12 protein-coding genes are annotated in these 17345 nt (G+C 52.4%); 7 read left to right on the forward strand and 5 right to left on the reverse strand.

Annotation, left to right across the window (positions count from 1 at the left end):
* The first annotated feature begins 49 nt into the window (after positions 1–49).
* The 4 genes from purM (at position 50) to ppx (ending at position 5608) form a co-directional block, all read left to right on the forward strand.
* Positions 50–1087: a phosphoribosylformylglycinamidine cyclo-ligase gene (purM, locus tag RT644_RS17415; RefSeq protein WP_044489701.1), complete on the forward strand. Its 1038-nt coding sequence runs from the start codon at positions 50–52 to the stop codon at positions 1085–1087.
* Positions 1084–1725 carry a phosphoribosylglycinamide formyltransferase gene (gene purN / locus RT644_RS17420; RefSeq protein WP_045510372.1) on the forward strand — a complete coding sequence of 214 codons (642 nt, stop codon included), beginning with the start codon at positions 1084–1086 and terminating at the stop codon, positions 1723–1725. Before purM ends, purN begins: the two co-directional genes overlap by 4 nt.
* Positions 1726–2002: 277 nt before the next feature.
* Positions 2003–4063 carry a polyphosphate kinase 1 gene (gene ppk1 / locus RT644_RS17425; protein ID WP_017458969.1) on the forward strand — a complete coding sequence of 687 codons (2061 nt, stop codon included), beginning with the start codon at positions 2003–2005 and terminating at the stop codon, positions 4061–4063.
* 3 nt (positions 4064–4066) lie between these two features.
* A complete protein-coding gene (ppx, locus tag RT644_RS17430; protein WP_020454696.1) occupies positions 4067–5608 on the forward strand; it encodes an exopolyphosphatase in 1542 nt (513 codons plus the stop codon).
* A gap of 12 nt (positions 5609–5620) precedes the next feature.
* On the opposite strand, the gene RT644_RS17435 is transcribed toward ppx, so the two are convergent.
* Positions 5621–7837 carry an EAL domain-containing protein gene (locus RT644_RS17435; protein WP_097408025.1) on the reverse strand — a complete coding sequence of 739 codons (2217 nt, stop codon included), beginning with the start codon at positions 7835–7837 and terminating at the stop codon, positions 5621–5623.
* 352 nt (positions 7838–8189) lie between these two features.
* Between RT644_RS17435 and RT644_RS17440 the strand changes: the two genes are divergently transcribed.
* Positions 8190–8381, forward strand: coding sequence for a YfgG family protein (locus RT644_RS17440; protein ID WP_071925214.1), 192 nt, complete (start codon positions 8190–8192; stop codon positions 8379–8381).
* Between the two features lie 88 nt (positions 8382–8469).
* Here the strand turns inward: RT644_RS17440 and RT644_RS17445 are convergent, their stop codons facing one another.
* Both RT644_RS17445 and RT644_RS17450 read right to left on the reverse strand, forming a co-directional pair.
* Positions 8470–11529 carry an NACHT domain-containing protein gene (locus tag RT644_RS17445; protein WP_313627377.1) on the reverse strand — a complete coding sequence of 1020 codons (3060 nt, stop codon included), beginning with the start codon at positions 11527–11529 and terminating at the stop codon, positions 8470–8472.
* Positions 11530–11703: 174 nt separating this feature from the next.
* Positions 11704–12090, reverse strand: coding sequence for a hypothetical protein (locus RT644_RS17450; RefSeq protein WP_313627378.1), 387 nt, complete (start codon positions 12088–12090; stop codon positions 11704–11706).
* Between the two features lie 147 nt (positions 12091–12237).
* On the opposite strand from RT644_RS17450, the gene RT644_RS17455 reads away from it, so the two are divergent.
* Positions 12238–12669 (forward strand): hypothetical protein, encoded by a 432-nt coding sequence (locus RT644_RS17455; RefSeq protein WP_313627379.1) that lies wholly within the window; start codon positions 12238–12240, stop codon positions 12667–12669.
* The gene (locus tag RT644_RS17460; protein WP_313627380.1) at positions 12666–13091 is read left to right on the forward strand and encodes a putative T6SS immunity periplasmic lipoprotein; all 426 of its coding nucleotides are present in this window, start codon (positions 12666–12668) and stop codon (positions 13089–13091) included. Before RT644_RS17455 ends, RT644_RS17460 begins: the two co-directional genes overlap by 4 nt.
* 384 nt (positions 13092–13475) lie before the next feature.
* Here the strand turns inward: RT644_RS17460 and RT644_RS17465 are convergent, their stop codons facing one another.
* A complete protein-coding gene (locus tag RT644_RS17465; RefSeq protein ID WP_045510386.1) occupies positions 13476–15014 on the reverse strand; it encodes a methyl-accepting chemotaxis protein in 1539 nt (512 codons plus the stop codon).
* 720 nt (positions 15015–15734) lie between these two features.
* Entirely contained in the window at positions 15735–17312 is a 1578-nt protein-coding gene (gene guaA, locus RT644_RS17470) for a glutamine-hydrolyzing GMP synthase (protein WP_020454704.1), read from the reverse strand.
* Between the last annotated feature and the right edge of the window lie 33 nt (positions 17313–17345).

A 17345-nucleotide genomic window follows, 5' to 3' on the forward strand; every position in this document is an offset into this window, starting at 1 on the left:
TGCGCCGAATTTTATTTCTACCGCAAGTAAACGCGTGGGGACCCAAGCAGTGACCGATAAAACCTCTCTCAGCTATAAAGATGCCGGTGTTGATATCGACGCGGGCAATGCTCTGGTTGACCGAATCAAAGGCGTGGTGAAGAAAACCCGTCGCCCGGAAGTGATGGGCGGTTTGGGCGGCTTCGGTGCGCTGTGCGCGCTGCCGCAAAAATATCGTGAGCCAGTACTGGTTTCCGGCACTGACGGCGTGGGCACAAAACTGCGTCTGGCAATGGATCTGAAACGTCACGACACCATCGGTATTGATCTGGTGGCAATGTGCGTTAACGATCTGGTGGTACAGGGCGCTGAGCCGCTGTTCTTCCTCGACTATTACGCCACCGGCAAGCTGGATGTTGATACTGCCGCCAGCGTGATCAACGGCATCGCCGAAGGCTGTCTGCAATCTGGCTGTGCGCTGGTTGGCGGCGAAACAGCGGAAATGCCGGGTATGTACCACGGTGAAGATTATGATGTCGCCGGTTTCTGCGTCGGTGTGGTAGAAAAATCAGAAATCATCGACGGCTCGAAAGTGGCTGACGGCGATGTGCTGGTCGCACTGGCTTCCAGCGGCCCGCACTCCAATGGCTATTCGCTGGTGCGTAAAGTGCTCGAAGTGAGCGGTGCCGATCCGCTGGCTACGCAACTGGAAGGCAAACCGCTGGCCGATCACCTGCTGGAACCGACCCGCATTTATGTGAAGTCCGTGCTGGAGCTGATTGAAAATGTCGATGTCCACGCTATCGCCCACCTGACCGGCGGCGGTTTCTGGGAAAACATTCCGCGCGTACTGCCGGATAACACCCAAGCGGTAATCAATGAGTCCTCCTGGCAGTGGCCGGCCGTGTTTAACTGGCTGCAAAACGCCGGTAACGTGAGCCGCCACGAAATGTACCGCACCTTTAACTGCGGCGTTGGTATGGTGATTGCGCTGCCTGCGGCTGAAGCCGATAAAGCCATCACTCTGCTGAATGCGAAAGGTGAAAAGGCGTGGAAAATCGGTATCATCAAAGCATCCGATTCCAGTGAGCGTGTGGTTATTGAATGAAAAACATCGTGGTGCTGATTTCCGGTAACGGAAGCAATTTGCAGGCAATTATCGACGCCTGCAAACAGAAGAAAATCAACGGCACCCTGCGGGCAGTATTCAGTAATAAGGCCGACGCGTTCGGCCTTGAACGTGCGCGGGAAGCCAATATTCCCGCCCATGCGCTGAGCGCAGATCAGTTCGCCAGCCGCGATGCGTTTGACCGCGAGCTGATGCAGGAAATCGACGCCTACGCCCCGGATGTGGTGGTGCTGGCGGGTTATATGCGTATCCTCAGCCCGGCGTTTGTCGCGCATTACGCCGGACGTCTGCTGAATATCCACCCTTCCCTGTTGCCAAAATATCCCGGTCTTCACACGCACCGCCAGGTGCTGGAAAACGGTGATGAAGAACATGGTACCAGCGTGCATTTTGTTACCGATGAGCTGGACGGTGGCCCGGTGATTTTGCAAGCCAAAGTGCCGGTGTTCGAAGGTGATACGGAAGAAGAGATCACCGAACGTGTGCAGTCACAGGAACATGCGATTTACCCGCTGGTGGTCAGCTGGTTTGTTGATGGCCGCCTGAAAATGGACAGCAACAGCGCGTGGCTGGATGGTGTGCGCCTACCGCCTGAAGGCTATGCGGCCGACGAATAATTACTGCAATTTATCGCTTTTCACCCTGCCCGCCGTGGCAGGGTTTCTTTCCTCTTCCCCTGCTAAAAGAAAAAGTTACTTTATTTCCATCACCTTAGATGCGAAAAACGGATTACTGTCATACTTTTTTGGCACAGTTGGACATCTGACGGCAAAGCTCGCCATAATAAGTTGTGTCATACGAAGGGACGCCAGCAACGTTCACCTGTCAGTCAGGGCACCGCGAGAGCGAGAAGGATTTGCCGTGTCCCGAGCAAGAACCGGAGTGTAAACAGGAATGGGTCAGGAAAAGTTATATCTCGAAAAAGAACTAAGCTGGTTGTGCTTCAATGAACGTGTTCTCCAGGAAGCCGCCGACAAAAGTAACCCGCTTATCGAACGCATGCGTTTTTTGGGGATCTATTCCAACAACCTCGACGAATTTTATAAAGTCCGTTTTGCTGAACTGAAACGCCGCTTAATCATTAGCGAAGAGCAAGGCGTTACCACGAATTCCCGCCATCTGCTGGGCAAGATCCAGTCTCGCGTACTGAAAGCCGATCAGGAGTTCGACAGTCTGTACAACGACCTGCTGCTGGAGATGGCGCGTAATCAAATTTTCCTGATTAACGAACGTCAGCTTTCGCAAAACCAGCAGAGCTGGCTGCGCAATTACTTCAAACAATATTTGCGCCAGCACATTACCCCGACGCTGATTAACCGCGAAACCAACCTGGTACGCTTCTTAAAAGATGATTACACCTACCTGGCGGTAGAGATTATTCGCGGCGACGAAATCCGCTACGCGCTGCTGGAGATCCCGTCAGATAAAGTGCCGCGCTTTGTTAACCTGCCGCCGGAAACGCCGCGCCGTCGCAAGCCGATGATCCTGCTGGATAACATTCTGCGTTACTGCCTGGATGATATCTTTAAAGGCTTCTTCGATTATGACGCACTGAACGCCTACTCGATGAAAATGACCCGTGACGCCGAATATGACCTGGTGCACGAAATGGAGTCGAGCCTGATGGAGCTGATGTCCTCCAGCCTGAAACAGCGTCTGACCGCCGAGCCGGTACGATTTGTTTATCAGCGCGATATGCCCGATGCCATGGTCGAGATGCTGCGTGAAAAGCTGACTATCTCCCGTTATGACTCCATTATTCCTGGCGGGCGTTATCACAACTTCAAAGACTTTATTGGTTTTCCGAATGTCGGCAAAGCCAACCTCGTCAACAAACCGATGCCGCGTCTGCGCCACATTGGGTTTGATAAGTTCCGCAACGGTTTTGACGCCATTCGCGAACGCGATGTGCTGCTCTATTATCCGTACCACACCTTTGAACACGTGCTGGAGCTGCTGCGCCAGGCGTCGTTCGACCCGAGCGTGCTGGCGATCAAAATCAACATTTACCGCGTGGCGAAAGATTCGCGCATTATCGATTCGATGATCCACGCCGCGCATAACGGTAAAAAAGTCACCGTGGTGGTGGAGTTGCAGGCGCGTTTCGACGAGGAAGCCAACATCCATTGGGCGAAGCGGCTGACGGAAGCGGGCGTGCAGGTGATCTTCTCGGCGCCGGGCTTAAAAATTCATGCCAAACTGTTCCTCATTTCCCGTATGGAAGGGGAAGAGATTGTGCGCTATGCGCACATCGGTACCGGCAACTTTAACGAAAAAACCGCGCGGCTTTATACGGACTACTCACTGATCACGGCCGATGCGCGCATCACCAATGAGGTGCGCCGGGTATTCAACTTTATTGAAAACCCCTACCGTCCGGTGAGCTTCGATTATTTGCTGGTGTCGCCGCAGAACTCGCGCCGCCTGTTGTACGATATGATCGACACGGAGATTGCTAACGCGCAGGAAGGTAAACCTTCCGGCATTACGCTGAAGCTGAATAACCTTGTCGATAAAGGGCTGGTGGACAGGCTGTATACCGCCTCCAGTTCCGGCGTGCCGGTGAACCTGCTGGTGCGCGGTATGTGTTCACTTATTCCGCAACTGGAAGGCATCAGCGAAAATATTCGTGTCACCAGTATCGTTGATCGTTATCTTGAGCACGATCGCATCTATATTTTTGAGAACGGCGGCGATAAACGCGTTTATCTCTCCTCCGCAGACTGGATGACACGTAACATCGATTACCGTATCGAAGTGGCCGCACCGCTGCTCGATCCGCGCCTTAAACAGCGCGTTCTGGATATCATTGATTTGCTTTTAAGTGATACCGTGAAAGCCAGGTACATCGATAAAGAACTGAGTAATCGCTATGTGCCGCGCGGCAACCGTCGTAAAGTGCGCGCACAACTGGCGATTTACGACTACATCAAATCACTCGAACAGCCCGACTAACCTATGCCGATACAAGAAAAGACGCCACGACCGGAGGAATTTGCCGCGGTCGATCTGGGTTCAAACAGTTTCCATATGGTCATTGCGCGTGTGGTCGACGGCGCAATGCAGATCATCGGCCGCCTGAAACAGCGCGTGCACCTGGCTGATGGTCTGGACAGCAATAACATGCTGAGCGAAGAGGCAATGGAGCGCGGGCTGGCTTGCCTGTCGCTGTTCGCCGAACGCTTGCAGGGCTTTGATCCGGCAAGCGTGTGCATTGTCGGTACGCACACGTTGCGCCAGGCACTGAACGCCACCGAATTTCTTAAACGCGCAGAAAAGGTAATCCCCTACCCGATTGAAATCATTCCGGGCAATGAAGAAGCGCGCCTGATTTTTATGGGCGTGGAACATACACAGCCGGAAAAAGGCCGCAAGCTGGTAATCGATATCGGCGGCGGTTCTACCGAATTGGTGATCGGTGAAGATTTCGAGCCGAAGCTGGTGGAAAGCCGCCGTATGGGCTGCGTAAGCTTTGCGCAGATGTACTTTATGGGCGGCACGATTAACGGCGAAAACTTCCGCCGCGCGCGCATGGCGGCAACACAAAAGCTGGAGTCGCTGGCGTGGCAGTTCCGCATTCAGGGCTGGAATGTTGCGCTTGGCGCATCCGGTAGCATTAAAGCCGCCCACGAAGTGCTGATCGCCTCCGGCGAGAAAGACGGCTTTATCACCCCGGAACGGCTGGAGAAGCTGGTCGCCGAAGTGCTGAAGTACAAAAGTTTCAGCGAACTGAGTCTGCCAGGCCTTTCCGAAGAGCGTAAAGCGGTGTTTGTGCCGGGGCTGGCTATTCTTTGCGGCGTGTTCGATGCGCTGGCGATCCGCGAGCTGCGCCTTTCCGACGGCGCACTGCGTGAAGGCGTGCTGTATGAGATGGAAGGTCGTTTCCGCCACCAGGATATTCGCAGCCGCACCGCGCAGAGCCTCGCCAGCCAGTACAATATCGACCGCGAGCAGGCGCGTCGCGTGCTGGAAACCACCACCCAGATTTACGATCAGTGGCTGGAGCAAAACCCGAAGCTCGCTAACCCGCAACTGGCGGCGTTGCTGAAATGGGCAGCGATGCTGCACGAAGTAGGGCTTAATATTAACCACAGCGGGATGCACCGCCATTCGGCGTACATTCTGCAAAACAGCGATCTGCCCGGTTTTAATCAGGAGCAACAGCTGATGATGGCGACGCTGGTGCGCTGCCACCGTAAGGCTATCAAGCTTGATGATTTGCCGCGCTTTACGCTGTTTAAAAAGAAGCAGTATTTGCCGCTGGTGCAAATCTTACGGCTTGGCGTGCTGCTGAATAACCAGCGCCAGGCGACCACCACGCCGCCGACACTGCGCCTGACTACCGATGCTAATCACTGGACGCTCAGCTTCCCGTACGACTGGTTCAGCCAGAACGCGCTGGTGTTGCTGGATCTGGAAAAAGAGCAGGAATACTGGGAAGCCGTGACCGGCTGGCGACTGAAAATCGAAGAAGAGCACTCTCCGGAAGTGGCGGCCTGAGCCGCCCGTTCGCTACTCGTTAACCAGCGTCTCCAGCGGCGCTGGCTTACCAATCAGATACCCTTGTAAATAGTCGATACCCAGCGCGATTGCCGCGCTGCGTATCTCTTCGCTTTCCACATACTCTGCCACCACCAGCATTTTTTTCATCCGTGCCAGATGGCAAATCGACGCCACAATCTGATAATCCAGGCTGTTCGAGACAATATTGCGGATAAAACTGCCATCGATTTTCAGGATGTCGGCATTAACAGTTTTCAGCCGCGCATAGCTGGCATAACCGGTGCCAAAATCATCGATCGCCACCCGGCATCCCATCTGTTGCAGTTGCCCCAGCGTCTGGTTGGCCTGCTGAAGATTGGTCATTGAGTTGCTTTCGGTGATCTCAAAAATCAACTGCCAGGCTTCGATGCGGTATTTGCGCAATAAACGCCGGACTTCCTGGGCAAACTGCGTGCGGCAAATTGAGGCCGGAGAGAGGTTAATGGAAAAACGCTGGGCGGGGAGTTTTTCACGGTTTTGCGCCATAAACATCAGCACATGTTCGATCACCCATAAATCGATGCGCGACGACAAGCCGAACTCATACGCGACAGGCAAAAACGCATCCGGGCTGATGTTGTCGCCGTTCTCTTCCCGCATGCGCAGCAGGATCTCGTAGTAGTCATCGCCGCGCACGCCATGAATTAACTGAGCCATCAGGATAAAGTGATTTTTTTCCAGCGCCAGTTGCAGGCGATTCATCATATCCACTTTGCTTTTCAGGCTGCGTTGCAGATTCGCCGCGCCCCGGTTTTGCAAATTTTCCGGGTGGTTGGTCGCCAGCGACAAATCGGCGATGGTGCTCATTTCACCGAGCAGTAAATAGAGGTGCTTCACCGGTGAACGCACGTAGCAGTAACTTAACCCCACCTGCGGCTGCAGCGGCATATCATCCCAGATAAAGCGGAACTGCTTGATGCGCGCGTCCAGTTCCTCAATGCGTGTCTGGTGCGACTGGGCATTCAGGCGGATCGCCAGATCGTGCCCGGAAAGTTGATACACGTTCTCTTCCGCCGACAGCAGCGGCCTGAGCCAGTCCGCCATGCGCTGTTTATACTGAATGCGCAGCAGCACGCCATAGTTACGCCCCAGCAGTTCCAGCTCCGGCACGCGCAGAAAACAGAGTACCGACCACGGCGTATCCGCCATAGCCCGGCTCAACGCACGAAGATTGGGCATATTGGCAACCGGATCGATAAACGCCAGACGGCGGGCGCGATCATGCACCAGTCTCTGACGTGTCGCCATCATCGCCATGGCGAGAATGATGAAGGAAAAGACCAGGTAACTTGATGAGGCGATCGCCAGTTGCACGTCGTAAGCGGGAAACCACGGCAAATAACGGTAAAAAAAGTGAATAGAGATGACCAGCAGCGGTGTCCAGACCAGCGACATAAAACGATAGCCGTAGCGCATTGATCCCCACAGCATCACCGGTAACAGAAGTGAAAGCGTGTAGTTGGTGCTGAAAATGGAACTGTTTTTATTCAGCGGCATCAGTAACAGCAGCAAAATGCCAATCACCACGGCGAACCAGACCCCAATCTCAATGCGCGTAACTTTACGATCAAACTCGTGGCGCATTTGCGATAACCACGACATCGCGTAACGCGGATGGCGAATAACGCGGATCAACAAATAGCTAAACGGCACTCCGGTCATCGTCCCGACCAGTAATGCCTGGTAATTGATGAGCATCGGCACATTCCACGCCAGCGCGCCGCCGTCGCTTGTTGCCCGATCGTAAAGATTCAGCCAGACGCCCAGCTCAAGAATAATCAGATAAATCGACGCCGGGCAGAGCACCTGCCAGAAAATACGCTGCGAAACCAGCAATGCCGTGCCATAAGCCACCCGGTGGCGGCGAGTGACAAAAATACGGTAACCCGCCCAGCTAAGTATTACAGGCAGCAGCAAATGCACGCCTTTACTGACCATTTCCAGCGGCGGTGCGGGCCAATAATGGCAAATCAGCGCCAGCACAATGCCCGGCAGCGCCGCCCAGCCATAAAACATCATCAGGGCGATCAGCAACGCCATCGGCAGATAATAGAGAATGACCGTCTGACCAGAAACGGTAGTAAATGTATTAGCGAGGCTAAACAGTGGGTACAAAATAACAGGCGTGATGAGCGGCAAAGCCCACCACTGATCTTTCAGGCGATGATATTTTTGAATAAGTGTCATAGATGCTCGGTTACCCAACCCAGATCCTGGCGGGTGTTTCAGGCAGGTATCCGACCCGACTGTGCTGTGCTACGGTGAAGTGCCAGTTTGTTAACAAACAGAAATTCTAATTCCGGACAATATCTGTTAATTGATTTGCATCAAAAAAAGCGCGCCAGCCAGCTTTAATTACCGGCTTAATGCGCATTATCGTCCATTTTTCATTGCTCACGTAAATATTTAATTTATCTTATATAATTCCTGATGATAATTTAATCATTGTCATTTTGCGCCAGGCTTAATTGACCTGACAAAAAGAGTGTGCATTAATGTCGCTGTCGCCCGTAAATCGGGTATTCCTAAAGGAAACATTGTGAGTCAGGCAACCAGTATGCGAAAACGACATCGATTTGACAGTCGCATGACCCGTATCGTACTTCTTATCAGCTTTATCTTTTTCTTCGGCCGCTTCGTCTATTCATCTATTGGCGCCTGGTACCACCATCAGGACAAAAGCCAGTCACAACAAATCAGTCAGACTATCGACCCCACCGCACGACGCTAAAGTTTACCCGATTTTGCTTACACGCTTTACCGCGTGGGTTTACGCTCGTCTGTGCAACGGTATTCGCTCCATTGCACAAACGCATTGCTTATCTGTCGAGGTTTAACCAGCGCTCTTCCAGCCGCGCCAGCGCCGTGTAGGCTTCGCCAAGCCCAACCGCCAGTTTGAACCCTTCCGGCCAGTGACCAGTTGCGGAAATACCTTCACTTTCAAGCCGCAGAACAAACTGCAAACGCCCATAATCCGACACGCATTCCGCCATGATCTTCGCGATTTGCGCACGTTTAATGACTGAGCCAAAGGTCAATTTCCGCAGCCTCCGCAGATCTTTAATCCCACCGCGCACAGCTTGAATAAAGGTGAACACCACGTATGCCGCCATCAATGCAATCAGCACAGAGAAGGTCGCCTTAAAGACCGGCTCCGCCATCGGATAGCGGGAGATATAATGGATGAGGCTGAAAATAATTCCTACCCCCGCAGCGGATGCCGCAAGAACCGACAGCGCCGCCAGCCATTTTTTGGGGTTCAGCAAATCATGAATTTTACTACGAACAAACCGACAGATTGCCACCCAATCAAGCAACATCAACCCTAACACTACATTCGCGGCGGCCAGCCAGCCGTTATAAATGGCGTATCCGCTATAGGTGTAAAACGGTATCGCCGCCAGCGACAGCGCCGGGGAGAACAGCCCGGCAATACTGATCACCAACAGGATGACAAAACTCATCACGCGAAACAGTACAAAGGTGCCGGATATAAAACCCTTATCAATAAATGACGCAGCAGCGCGAGGAGCCGGACTATCACTGCCCGTTTTTTTCGCTTTCTCTGTTTGCGCCGTGCGCCCCGCTTTGCCGAACAGCAAAATTGGTGCGGTCACCGCCATCGCGTAACTCACGCTGAAAAGGGTAATAAACGGCAGCGCAATGGCCAGTGACAACGTGCTGATAAGTGCTGCTTTCATGCTCCATAAACGCATCTTCGCAACGCGATAAACCCCGCGTAAGGCATCGGATAATGACAAGCTCAGCAGGATATTCTTGCGCCCGCGCCAGAAGTTGGTTTCCGAAATATTCAGCACGTATTTCTTCATCCCCTCTTCCAGCTCATCATTCATTTTCGGCAGATGACGACAGGCGCGAAACGCGGTCTCCTGTAACCAGCCATCCTCACCAGCAATCGCGGTGGTCAGCACCGGCGCGGCACGCGATTCGGAGAGCAGCCCGGTCGCTTCCAGGCAAATTTTCGCCAGCAGAATGTTATCGCCCGTTTTAACGTGCTGTATCACAAAGGCAGAGAGATCCTCTTCGAACGGTTGTAGCACCTCGCGGCGGGAGCCAAATGCGTCAATTAAAAAGCGCAGGCAGTGAATAGCGCGAATGCGCTGACCTGCATCCGCAAAATGGTGCTGGATCTCACCCCAGCAGAGTTCCGCTAACCGTTTTGCTTCGGCTTCGCTACACAACTGGGCATACAGCACCAGCGCATCGCGACCGCGCGAATCCGTAGGAATGTGCGAATCCGGCACTTCCGCGGGCTGCTGCAAAAAGCGGGTGGTGACGAAATACTCCAGAAAGCGTCGATGAACAAACGCAAACGACTTCTCATCGCCAGGGGTGACTCTGGCAATACGGGCAAAACGCAGGAGTTCCAGCACCGTGTCCACGTGTTCTGAATTGAAATAGCTGCGGATCACTTTCACCGGCGCTTCGAGGCCAAACGTCGAGGAGCGAAAAACAAACCACGCGATATCCGTCGCAACCTCGATCACCTCACGAGAGGAGATCCCCGTATCGCGCAGCTCCTGTTTGCAGAGCTGTATCCGGCTGTCGATATAGTTTTTATAAATCTCAGCCTGATTGATCGGCAATGTCTCGTTGACCGCGATCCATTCGCCAAGAAGCGCCATCATAAACGGGTTACGCACCAGCGGGATCAGATCCAGTCGGTGGCTGAATAACGTATTTCGCACCTGATCAGTAAATTGCGGATACCGACTCAGCGCTTCTGAAATACCGGCTTCGGAAAGCGGGCGGACCTCCAGCACTTTATCCGCCAGAAACGCGCGCGTCGGCTGGCGGAATACGCGCGAAGCTAAAACCCCGCGTGAGGCCGTTTGCGTAGTAATAAAGCGCGAGATAACCGTGGACAACGAATCGATGACCGTCGAGTTTTCGCTGGCGTCCAGCAACTCGGAGATCTCATCAAACGAATCGAAGATAAAAAATAAGCGACCGGTACGCCACAGGTCATGAAAGTAATCATTAACAAAATCTCGCGTGTAGGCGTCACCACGCCGGACGAGGTTTTTAATGACAAACGCTTCCAGATCTTCGACAGAAAACTCTTTGCGACCGCCAGTGACAATGCCGTCAGGTACCCACTCGCGCAGGTTGATGTAAATCGGCACGCGGTGCGTCTTTTTAACCTCCGCCAGCATATCTCTGGCAAGTTTGCGCAGCGCCACGCTCTTGCCGGAACCCGGTGCGCCCAGAATCAAAAACGACCGTGAGGTTCTGTCTTTGCGGATCGCGTCTTGCAGCCCAAGGATCTTTTTACGGGAAGCGAGACCTTTCGCTTTACGGATCTCGACCTCGGCTTCCAGTTCGGTGTAGTACTCAGGGCTCCAGTTACTGCTCACGTCAATCGAGGTGAGATCCTGCTGCAACATGTTGCAGAACACCTCCAGCTTTCGTGCAAAACGATCTTCCGGGAAATCCTTTTTCAGCGGCGTCGGATGCCCACCGCCAACGCTTCGATCGCGCAGGCAAAAGAACACAATACCAACGATGATGACAACGCTGGCAAGGATCCACGGCGAAGGCTGGCTGATTAGCTGGATATTCTTCAGCCACGCAGGAGCATTTTGCAGCACCGGCAATGTCCAGATAGTCGGTAACAGCGTATTTAACGCGCTGGAACCGCTGCCAATGATGCCGAACCCGAGCACCAGCACCAGCGCGCGTATCTTGTTCGCACCATACCCGGCGGGCATCAGCAACGGGCGCGTGAAATAGATCATCAGGCAGATAAACACGGCAACTGAAGCCGCATTAAACCACGAGGAATAGAGCCCGGTTCCCACCACGAAGCACAACGCCAACGCAAGGAGGAGTAAAACGAATTTTTGGCTACCCGACATGTGAATCCCTTCTTTGTGCTTGTGACGCCTTTTGCAATAAAACAGCACTATAACGCCTCCGGCACTGCAAGTCGGAAGCAAACTACCTGATTTAGTGGGGGGTTGTATGAGGGGAAAAGCCCGATGCGCATCAGTGAGCAATGGGCACGACGCTTTGACTGCGCATGCGTTGCTTTAATCCGCTACAGCGCGACGGGTGAGGATCTCTTGCACATAATGCTCAATTGCAATGTGATGTTCCCGATTGATGCGCACAATAAAAGTCTGCAGGGAATCGTTCGTTGCGTGGAGCGTATCCGCAAGCAGTTTATCGAAATCGCTTTGCGTGAAACGGGCATTTCCCTTTAGCGTGGAATGCTGAAGCAGGGTGTGCGCAATGATTTCGAGCACGGCGCGTCGGTAATTATCGGCAAGCAGGACATCCAGATCGCTTTGGCGAATAACAAAACGAAAATCGAAGCTGACAAACCCGGAATCGACCGGCAACGAGTATGTCAGTTTATCGCCTTCCTGCCAGACCTGCGGCTCATAGCCATCCCCCATTAGCTTTACTGACTGCATCGCACTCCCCATTCAGCACCGTTGATATGTTCGAATTACCTTAACGTGGTGAAAAACATAGCGTAAAGCCATCACTAATGGCAGTGGCCCACATGGCGAATATAAGCGATCCTGTGAGCCGCCGGAGTAAATCAGCAGGGGAAAAAAATGAATCCAGATAGCAGCGAACTGCCGCCCTTAGCGTGGCCAGAATTTACCGATGAGGCAGCACGGTTGGCCTGGTGGCGCGCCTGCGTACAGGCCTGGCGCGAACAGTGGAATAACCCTGCGCCAGTGGCTCCGGTTAACGCCAAAGAGATTGCAGCGCTTGAACAACGTCTGGGCTGCGCGCTCCCGCCGCTGCTTCGCCGTTATCATGAAACGCTCGGCGCACTCGGACTGGCCGAAAGGTTGTGCAGCGTCACGCCCGCGAAATACGCCAGTATTGAACCGCTGTTAGCGGCTTATCCCGGCATTTTCGGGCTTAAGCTGTGGTTGGGGAGAAGAGGTGAAGATCGTGAAGTTTCATATGTGGGACCGATAGACGATCAGCTTAATGCAAATTATCAAAAAGTTCTTGAAGGATTCCCATTCAAATGACCATTTTAAACAAATCCATAATTTCATTAATCGTGCTTCTAAGCGGGTGCACACTGGGTGACAACCTGGAACATAGATATACTAAAGAAACATTCGTTCCTGCTCACATAAGAAATAAAGATGTATGTCTTTCCTTACCCATTCAAAATAATGAGACTGTGGTTTCAGCAATCACTTATAACGTTGAAAAACCCTTAGAACAGATTATTTTCCCCTCTGACAAACAACCAAAATCTGGTCTTTTTTGTATTTTGCCCACTGAATTTAAGTTTAAAACGGGCCAGGAGTATCTAACCCAGATCGAAGTGAATATAAGAACAAACGGTGAGGATAAAAAATCCACACGTAAAGCATATGTTTCAACCTTCCAGGTCGTACAAAAAGGCGACAGTTTCAATATTATCCAAACGGCTCATAAATAAAAACGACACCCGTGCTCCCTATGTACGGGTTAATTTATTTGCATAGGTTCAAACATTTCTGAGTATAGGCTCATAACTCACAAGCTCAATTGGCCTCAACCGGTTCAGCAGCGTAACGGATTTCAAGCTGATGAGTACGGGGCAAGACAGCATTATAACGAGGTGGCAGCGCGAACACCTGGGTGATGACGTTGTGGAAAAGTGGATGTACTGAGCAGCGCTATATTGGAACAGCAGCAGCGATGTAACAACGTCCGCGCCTTCCATGAGCGCTTCTGTACTGTCGACCAATACGTTGAATAGCGGGTAACCGGGTAACGACGAACCATTAAAGAATCACAAACAAGGCAGGTATAAACCTGCCTTGTTTTTTTTGACAAAACGTTAGCTCAGTTTAAAAACGGCTACCGTCTCTTCCAGCAATTGAGACTGCTCTTTAAGCGAATGCGCTGCTGCTGATGCTTCTTCGACTAACGCGGCGTTCTGCTGCGTTACCGTGTCCATCTGCGCAACAGCCTGGTTTATCTGCTCAATACCGCGACTCTGTTCACCGGTAGAGAGCGCAATTTCCGCCATCAGTTCAGAAACCTGCTTAACGGTGCTGATAATGCGTTGCATGCTTTCGCCCGCCTGCGACACCCTTTCGCTACCCAGCAGCACCTGTCGGCCGGATTCCTCAATAAGCTCTTTGATCTCTTTCGCCGCGAGTGACGAACGCTGCGCCAGATTACGGACTTCGCTTGCCACGACGGCAAACCCGCGCCCCTGCTCGCCGGCTCTTGCCGCTTCAACCGCTGCGTTGAGTGCCAGGATATTGGTCTGGAAAGCAATGTCTTCGATTAAGGAAATGATGGTGTCGATTTTGCCGGCGCTGGATTCGATCTCTTTCATCGACATCACTGCTTTTTCAACAATCGTATTCCCTTCCTGCGCGGAGCTGCGCATCGCCGTCGCAAGGGTATTTGCCTGTTGTGTGTTTTCGGAGGTGTGCTTAACCGTTGAAGTCAGCTGTTCCATGCTGGCAGCGGTCTGCCCAAGAGAAGCCGCCTGCTCTTCGGTACGGGCCGAGAGATCGGTATTACCGGCAGCGATTTCTTCTGCCGCATGGGCCACGCTCTGGCTGGAATTACGCACCTGGGCAATGATTTCCAGAAGAGCAAGACGCATTTGCTCCAGCGAACCGAGCATGTCGCCAATCTCGTCTTTAGAACCGTAAACAACAGGAGTGTGCAGCTCCCCTGCCGCCATCTTCTGGCAGTGCAAACGTGCGGCATCCAGCGGCGAAAGAACACGGCGACGCAGCAGGATAAAGATAGCGACAATGATCAAGGTAAACAGTAAGGCGAAAACACCAATGGTCACCATGCTGTTCACGAAGCGATTCTGCGCGTCGTTGTTAAGGCGCTGGGCGTATTTTTCGCGGAAGGCCAGCAGGTTATCGAGAGTGATTTCAAACTGACGATCAAGCTGCGGGATGGTGGTGCTGACGAGCTGGTTGAAACGCGCCGTGTCGTTGTTGCTCGCGGCGTCCATCAATGGTCGCAACCCTTGATCAACATACGTTTGCCAGGCCTGGCTGTAAGGCGCGGAAAGCGCCTCTTCGCCCTCGACAGGTGGCGCAGCCTTGTAGTTATTGAACGCATCGGTGGCTTTTTGCATCACCGCTTTCGCGCTCTCAAGCGACGCATCCGTTTTCTGTTTGTCGCCCAGGGAGGCGTTAATCATGGCTTCCATCAGACGCACACGCAGTGTGCGGCTATGGTTAATCGGGTCAATAACCGACAGCACGACCCTGATCTCTTTGTTCACGTTATCCAGCGACTGGTTGCTGTGAGTAAGTGACCAAAGGTTAGAAGCCGAGCTGATGAGAAAAATACCAAGTAACAGACTAAAAACGAGAAATGAAAAACGCCTAACTGACATATTTATTACCCAGGGTTGAGGTGATTTCATGAATTTCTGCCCCCTTTGAAAGGAGCATACCGAAGACAACTTATCGGCAATCTGGCGTTAAAATTTAATTTAAATCACATTACACATTTGAATCAAAGAGTTAGAAAGAAGGTACCTGAGAGAAAGAAAATATGCTTAGGATTCACCAATTTATTCAAACTAACGTTTCAAATATGTCGTTTCAGGGAATAACTATTCATCCTGGCGAAGAACCGAGTTTGTTCAAAAAACGCACATTCATGGCATCAAATGGAAGGCAGAAAATGGAATTTATGCGCAGGAGGGGAAATAGAGGTACAGGAGGCTGATAATTTAAAAGCATGGAATTCGAAACAGAAGAGGCTTTTCCACCGCTATAAGGAAGAAAAAGGGAATAAAAACGTTAAATTAAACTTCTAACTGTGTTTTCTGATTAAATCATTTTTATAAATATCAAAGCTTTGTTTAAAGAGCTTTTCATAATCTTAATTTCCATTTGAGTGCTTATATTCTTAATCAATCACACCAAATAAATATGAAGCATCGACAAGAGGTTATAAAAAACATACCTGAAGATTCATACTATTAAGCCGCCTCACATCGGGACAAAAAATATTGAGTTAATTGCCAATAAGTTCCGCAAAAACGCCATAAACAAAAAAGCCCGCTTTCGCGGGCTTAATATTTCTAATATTCAGCAGGAGCTAAATCTTATTCCCACTCAATCGTAGCTGGCGGTTTACCACTGATGTCATACACCACGCGGGAAATACCGTTGACTTCGTTGATGATGCGGTTGGAGACGCGGCCGAGGAAATCGTACGGCAGATGCGCCCAGTGTGCGGTCATAAAGTCGATGGTTTCTACTGCACGCAAAGAGACAACCCAGTCGTATTTACGACCGTCGCCCATCACGCCCACGGAACGAACCGGCAGGAACACGGTGAAAGCCTGGCTCACTTTATTGTAGAGATCGGCTTTATGCAGCTCTTCGATAAAGATTGCATCGGCGCGGCGCAGCAGGTCGCAATACTCTTTCTTCACTTCGCCCAGCACGCGAACACCGAGGCCCGGCCCCGGGAACGGATGGCGGTACAGCATGTCGTACGGCAGGCCCAGTTCCAGACCAATTTTACGCACTTCGTCTTTGAACAGCTCACGCAGCGGTTCAACCAGCCCCATCTTCATCTCTTTCGGCAGGCCGCCCACGTTGTGGTGAGATTTAATAACGTGCGCTTTACCGGTTGCCGAAGCAGCGGATTCGATCACGTCCGGGTAAATGGTGCCCTGCGCCAGCCATTTCACGTCTTCCAGCTTCAGTGCTTCTTCGTCGAACACTTCCACGAACACGCGGCCGATGATCTTACGTTTTGCTTCCGGATCGTTCTCACCGGCCAGTGCGGCCAGGAAACGGGATTCCCCTTCAACGTGAACAATGTTCAGACCGAAGTGGTCGCCAAACATGTCCATTACCTGCTGAGCTTCGTTCAGACGCAGCAGACCGTTATCAACGAATACGCAGGTCAGGTTTTTGCCAATGGCGCGGTGCAGCAGCATCGCGGTCACTGAAGAATCCACGCCGCCGGAGAGGCCGAGGATGACTTTGTCATCGCCAACCTGCTGACGGATGCGCTCAACGGCGTCATCGATAATTTTTGCCGGCGTCCACAGCGCTTCACATTCGCAGATGTCGCGCACAAAGCGCTCCAGCATACGCAGCCCCTGGCGGGTGTGGGTCACTTCCGGGTGGAACTGCACGCCGTAGAAGCGTTTTTCTTCGTTCGCCATGATGGCGAACGGGCAGCTTTCGGTGCTGGCTACGGTGACGAAGTCAGACGGGATCGCCGTCACTTTGTCGCCGTGGCTCATCCACACATCCAGCAGCACTTTGCCTTCTGCGGTCAGCGAATCTTCAATGCCGCGAACCAGCGCGCTGTCGGTCTGCACTTCAACCTGCGCGTAGCCGAATTCACGCTCGTTAGAACCTTCAACGTGGCCGCCGAGCTGCATCGCCATGGTCTGCATGCCGTAGCAGACGCCAAGCACCGGCACGCCAGCTTCGAACACATATTGCGGTGCGCGCGGGCTGTTGTCTTCGGTGGTGCTTTCCGGGCCGCCGGAGAGGATGATGCCGCTTGGATTGAAGTCGCGGATCTGCGCTTCGGTGACATCCCACGCCCACAGTTCGCAGTAAACGCCCAGTTCACGCACGCGGCGCGCAACCAGTTGGGTGTACTGAGAACCAAAATCGAGGATAAGAATACGATGTTTATGAATGTTGTCCGTCATTGACGTTACTTCCGAGGCAAGTTACGAAAGCGC

It is taken from the genome of Kosakonia sp., assembly GCF_032104925.1.
In the GTDB taxonomy this organism is placed as follows: Bacteria; Pseudomonadota; Gammaproteobacteria; order Enterobacterales; family Enterobacteriaceae; genus Kosakonia.

Bases quoted from the DNA above. Each gene is read 5' to 3' on its own strand.
- purN (WP_045510372.1), top strand. From the start codon at position 1,084: ATGAAAAACATCGTGGTGCTGATTTCCGGTAACGGAAGCAATTTGCAG.
- ppk1 (WP_017458969.1), top strand. From the start codon at position 2,003: ATGGGTCAGGAAAAGTTATATCTCGAAAAAGAACTAAGCTGGTTGTGC.
- ppx (WP_020454696.1), top strand. From the start codon at position 4,067: ATGCCGATACAAGAAAAGACGCCACGACCGGAGGAATTTGCCGCGGTC.
- RT644_RS17435 (WP_097408025.1), bottom strand. From the start codon at position 7,837: ATGACACTTATTCAAAAATATCATCGCCTGAAAGATCAGTGGTGGGCT.
- RT644_RS17445 (WP_313627377.1), bottom strand. From the start codon at position 11,529: ATGTCGGGTAGCCAAAAATTCGTTTTACTCCTCCTTGCGTTGGCGTTG.
- RT644_RS17450 (WP_313627378.1), bottom strand. From the start codon at position 12,090: ATGCAGTCAGTAAAGCTAATGGGGGATGGCTATGAGCCGCAGGTCTGG.
- RT644_RS17455 (WP_313627379.1), top strand. From the start codon at position 12,238: ATGAATCCAGATAGCAGCGAACTGCCGCCCTTAGCGTGGCCAGAATTT.
- RT644_RS17460 (WP_313627380.1), top strand. From the start codon at position 12,666: ATGACCATTTTAAACAAATCCATAATTTCATTAATCGTGCTTCTAAGC.
- RT644_RS17465 (WP_045510386.1), bottom strand. From the start codon at position 15,014: ATGTCAGTTAGGCGTTTTTCATTTCTCGTTTTTAGTCTGTTACTTGGT.
- guaA (WP_020454704.1), bottom strand. From the start codon at position 17,312: ATGACGGACAACATTCATAAACATCGTATTCTTATCCTCGATTTTGGT.